Annotated in this window: 5 protein-coding genes; all 5 read left to right on the plus strand. The window is 69.4% G+C overall.

Annotated elements, in window-relative coordinates:
* A partial coding sequence (locus AC6EI8_RS23920) for an HpcH/HpaI aldolase/citrate lyase family protein (RefSeq protein WP_498383059.1) occupies positions 1–618 on the plus strand: 618 nt, incomplete at its 5' end.
* Between the two features lie 289 nt (positions 619–907).
* Complete coding sequence (locus tag AC6EI8_RS23925) at positions 908–1,642, plus strand: GntR family transcriptional regulator (RefSeq protein ID WP_244258653.1); 735 nt, start codon at positions 908–910, stop codon at positions 1,640–1,642.
* Positions 1,643–1,866: 224 nt separating this feature from the next.
* A complete protein-coding gene (locus AC6EI8_RS23930; RefSeq protein ID WP_265633254.1) occupies positions 1,867–3,420 on the plus strand; it encodes a malonyl-CoA decarboxylase domain-containing protein in 1,554 nt (517 codons plus the stop codon).
* A gap of 174 nt (positions 3,421–3,594) precedes the next feature.
* The gene (locus AC6EI8_RS23935) at positions 3,595–4,587 is read left to right on the plus strand and encodes a Bug family tripartite tricarboxylate transporter substrate binding protein (RefSeq protein WP_149317696.1); all 993 of its coding nucleotides are present in this window, start codon (positions 3,595–3,597) and stop codon (positions 4,585–4,587) included.
* Between the two features lie 55 nt (positions 4,588–4,642).
* Positions 4,643–5,122 (plus strand): enoyl-CoA hydratase/isomerase family protein (locus AC6EI8_RS23940; protein WP_498383060.1); only part of this gene is annotated, 480 nt, incomplete at its 3' end.

A 5,122-nucleotide genomic window follows, 5' to 3' on the forward strand; every position in this document is an offset into this window, starting at 1 on the left:
CTGCTGGTGCGCGTAAACGCCGTCGGCACGCCGTACCACGACGACGATATCGCCTGGTGCCACGCGCTCGGCGTCGACATACTGGTGTTGCCCAAGGCCGATGCCGAAGCGATGCGGGCGCTGCGGCAGGCGCTGCCGGCGGTGCAATGCCACGCGCTGCTGGAAACCGCGGCGGGCTTCGCCCAGCTTGCGGAGCTGGCCGCGCAGCCCGGCGTGGTGCGGCTGCTGTTCGGCAGCATCGACCTGATGGGCGACCTGGGCGTGGGCGATGAAGGCGAGCCGCTGCATGCCTTTCGCAGCCTGCTGGTGCTGCATTCGCGCGCGGCGGGGCTGCCTGCGCCGGTGGACGGCGTCTGCACCGCGCTCGGCGATACCGCGGTGCTGGCCGCCGAAACGGCGCGTGCGCGCGCATTCGGCTTCGGCGCCAAGCTGCTGATCCACCCGGCGCAGGTTGGACCCGTCCACGCCGGTCTCGCGCCGACCGAGGCCGAAGTGGCCTGGGCCAGGCGCGTGGTCGAAGCGGCCGCCTCGGCCGATGGCGCCGCCGTGGCGGTGGACGGCAAGATGGTCGATCGCCCGGTGCTGGAGCGGGCGCGGCGCATTCTGGCGGACGGCTGAAGCGGCGGACCGTCCTTCGGCGCCTGCCCAGGGCGCCGCCTGCAAGGCAAGCGCCCTACGAGGCGAGGCCCCACAAGCGCTCCCAGCCGCCTCAAGCCTTCGGCAAGCCGCTCAGAGCCGCTCAGAGCCGCCGGGGACCACCCTGCAAGCCCCTTACAGCACTTGCCGCTCTGCAACATCGAAACGCCTTGCCATTCCCTCGCCGTTATTCATAATTATGAATTATTGCGAGGGCCTCCCACGGGGCTCCGGCCTTCGCAATGTCCATGCATCGCACCGGGAGGCCTCCATGCGCATCGTCCAGCAGGCGCTGTATCTCGAAGTTGCCGATCGCCTGCGCGCCATGATCGACGAGCACACGCTCGTGCCGGGCGCCTGGATCGACGAGGCGGCCCTGGCGACCACGCTGGGCATCTCGCGCACCCCGCTGCGCGAGGCGCTGAAGGTGCTGGCCGCCGAAGGGCTGGTGCGGCTGGAGCCGCGCCGCGGCTGCTTCGTCAACGAGTTGTCCGAACAGGACCTCGACGAGATCTTTCCGCTGATGGCGCTGCTCGAAGGGCGCTGCGCCTACGAGGCGGCCCGCAATGCCACCGCCGCCGACCTCGACGCGCTCGAGGACCTGCATCGCGATCTGGCCCGCTACGCCGGCGCCGGCCAGATCGACGCCTACTACGAGACGAACTACCAGATCCACGAGGCGATCCAGCGGCTCGCGGGCAATCGCTGGCTGTCCGGGCTGATCGGCGACCTGCGCAAGGTGCTGCGCCTGTCGCGGCACAAGAGCCTGCAGTTGCCGGGCCGCATCGACGAATCCTGTGCCGAGCACCTGTCGGTCTTTGCCGCGCTGAAGGCGCGCGATCCCGAAGGCGCCGAGGCGATGATGAAGACCCACCTGCTGCGCCAGCGCGCCGCGTTGAAGGCGCTGGACGCGGATGCGCAAGCGGCAGCGCCCGAACCCGCGGCCCCGGCGCGACGGCGCCACAGCCGGCTTCGCCTCGCCGCCAAGGCCGCCTCCGACCGCTAGACCGAGCGCTGACCGACCGCTGACCGACCGCTGACCGACCGCTAACCGACCGCTAACCGACCGCTAACCGACCGCTGACACGACCGCTGACCGACCGCTAACCGACCGCTAACCGACCGCTAACCGGCCGCTGACCCGACCATCGACGACTCTCACTCACCCTCGCCACGCAGCACCGTAACGTTTCGAGTTCCGCTTCCTTCCTTTGCCCGACAGGTAGTTCGATGACTTCTTTCGAGACCGGAGACAAGACCGTCAGCGCGCCGCTCGGCGCCAGCGAAACCCTGGGGGACGCCCGTCCCGACGCCGCCGGCGGCACGCTGCTGGCGCGCTTCGGCCGCTGGTGGAACCGCAAGGGGACCCCGGCCGAGGCCAACGCGGCCAACGATGGCAAGACCCGCACGGCCGCGCCCGCCACGCTGAGCGCGCGTGTGCAGCGCCGCCAGCGCGAGGAACTGCGCTTGTGCTTCGATGCCCGCCTGACCGACAGCGCCGCCAACGCCGCCGCGCAGGCCTGGCGCAACGAATACGAGGCCGCCGACGAGCCGACCCGCCAGGCCATGCTGACGCTGCTGGCCGAGGTCGCCAACAGCGGTGCGCAGGGCGACGGCGCCGCGGAAGGGGCGACAGGGGGCACGACTACGGGCACGGCCTCGGGCACGGCGGGCGAGGGCGGCAAGCCGGGGCGCAACGGCTCGGGCCTCTCCCATGCGCTGTCGAGCGCCCGCATCCGCTTCTTCAAGCGGCTGGCCGGGCTGCACGGCCCGAGCGCGACGTCGGCCTGCGGCCTGCATTTCATCATTCACCTGCGCGCGGACATGCTGCGCTGGTACAAGAAGATCCCGGGCCTGCGCGTGCTCGACGAAGACCTGGAGGGCCTGCTGTCGAACTGGTTCGACGTCGGCCTGCTGGAGCTGCAGCCGATCACCTGGGATTCGCCGGCGTCGCTGCTGGAAAAGCTGATCCGCTACGAGGCGGTGCATGAGATCGCCTCCTGGGCCGACCTGCGCAACCGGCTCGATTCGGACCGCCGCTGCTACGCCTTCTTCCATCCGCGGATTCCGCGCGAGCCGTTGATCTTCGTCGAGGTGGCATTCGTGCCGGAAATGGCCGCCAACGTGCAGAGCCTGCTCGACGAGGCGGCGCCGCAGGAAGACCTGCGCCGCGTCAAATGGGCGATCTTCTATTCGATCTCGAATACGCAGCCGGGCCTGCGCGGCGTCAGCTTCGGCAATTTCCTGCTCAAGCGCGTCATCGAGGAATTGCAGCGCGAATTCCCCAAGGTCAAGCAGTTCGCCACGCTGTCGCCGATACCGGGTTTCGCCGACTGGCTGCGCAAGCAGGACGGCGATACCGTCGCCAAGGTGCTGGGCGGCAAGTGCATGCAGCGCTGGAGCGCACGTGCGCCGGCTGCCGGGGAAGCCAGGCCGCCGGCGGTGCCGGCGACCGGCGCCGAATGGCTGGCCGCGCTGAACGCCGGTTCGGACGACGCGCTGGTGCGCGACAGCGGCCTGGCGCTGGCCGCGCACTTCCTCGTGCACGCCCGCAACGGCGCGCTGCCTGCCGATCCGGTGGCGCGTTTCCACCTCGGCAACGGCGCCTGCGTCGAGCGGCTGAACTGGGGCGCGGACCTGTCGAGCAAGGGACGCGCGCAGTCGTGCGGCATGATGGTCAATTACCTGTACGTGCCGGAGGCGCTCGACGACAATCTGGCCAAGCTCGGCGAGGGCAATCCGCGCATCAGCCGGTCGGTCGCCAAGCTGCTGGCGCGCTCCTGAGGGAGCACGGCCGGCAGGGCTCGCATCACCGGATGGCATCACCGGATCGCATCACCGCATCACCGCATCACCGCATCACCAAGTTTCGCAGTGCTTTTTCGACGGGAAGTTCCAACGCGGTTCACACCAGCAGTTCACATCGCATTTTCATAAGACAAAGCGAGGAGACACACCATGGAACGTAGTCAGTTCAAGCGGACGGCGCGGATGCTGGCAGTGGCCGGCGGCATCGCCATGATGGCGCTCGGCCCGGCAGCGGCGCAGGAGCCCTGGCCGTCGCGGCCGGTCACCATCGTCGTGCCGTTCCCGGCCGGCGGCGGCACCGACGCCTTTGCGCGCCCGCTGGCGGCGCAATTGTCCAAGCAGCTGGGCAAGCAGTTCGTCATCGACAACCGCGGCGGCGCGGGCGGCACGGTCGGCGCCAGCCTCGCCTCGAAGGCCGCGCCCGATGGCTACACGATCTTCATCGGCGGGGCGCATCACGTGATCGCGCCCTCGTTCTACAAGAAGCTCGACTACGACATCGAGAAGGACTTCGTGCCGATCACCGTGATCGCGCAGCCGCCGCAGGTGGTGGTGGTCAACCCGACCAAGGTCCAGGCCAGGACGCTGCAGGAGCTGATCGCCTACGCGCGCCAGAATCCCGGCAAGCTGAACTACGGTTCGGCCGGCAACGGGTCGTCGCACCATCTGGCGGGCGAGCTGTTCAAGATCCAGACCAAGACCTTCATCACGCATATCCCGTACAAGGGCGCGGGCCCGGCGCTGTCCGACCTGATCGCCGGCCAGGTCGACATGGTGTTCGATGGCCTCGGTTCGTCGGCCCAGCATATCCGCGGCGGCCGCATCCGGGCGCTGGCGGTGGCCGCGCCCAAGCGCTCGCCGGCCTTCCCTGACGTGCCGACCGCGGCCGAAGCCGGCGTGCCGAACTACGAGGTGTCGACCTGGTATGCGCTGTGGGTACCGAAGAACACGCCCAAGGAGATCAGCGACAAGCTCTACGCCGAGGTCAACAAGGCCCTCAATACGCCGGAGCTCAAGCAGATCTGGCTGAACAACGGCTCGGAGACGCCGTCGTACACGCCGGACCAGTTCGCCCAGTTCCAGCGCGCCGAGATCAAGCGCTGGGCCCAGGTGGTGCAGCAGTCCGGCGCCAAGATGGATTGATGGCGATGATGCCGACAATGACGTCGATGGCCGCGTTGAATCCGCGGGGGGTACTGTGAGCGGTGCGGTCAGTTTCGAGCGCGATGGCGACATCGCGCTGGTCACGCTGTCGAATCCGGGCAAGCTCAACGCGATCTCGGAAGCGATGTGGCGCGCGCTGACGGATGGCTTTGCGCGCCTGTCGGCCGACCGCACGCTGCGCTGCGTGGTGCTGCGCGGCGCCGACGGCAACTTCGCCGCCGGCGCCGATATCGCGGAGTTTCCGCGGCTGCGCGGCGATCCCGCTTCGGTGCGCGCCTACCACGTCGACCTGCTGGCGCCGGCGCTGGCCGCGATCGCGGGCTGCCTGCATCCGACCGTGGCCTGCATCGAGGGCGTCTGCGTCGGCGGCGGGCTGGAGATCGCCTGCCATTGCGATCTGCGCATCGCGGCAACGGACAGCCGCTTCGGTGTGCCGATCAACAAGCTGGGTTTCCCGATGGCGCCCGGCGAGTTGCGGGGCCTGCTGGCACTGGCCGGGCGCGCGGCGACGCTG

The organism is Cupriavidus sp. R6-3 (assembly GCF_059772245.1).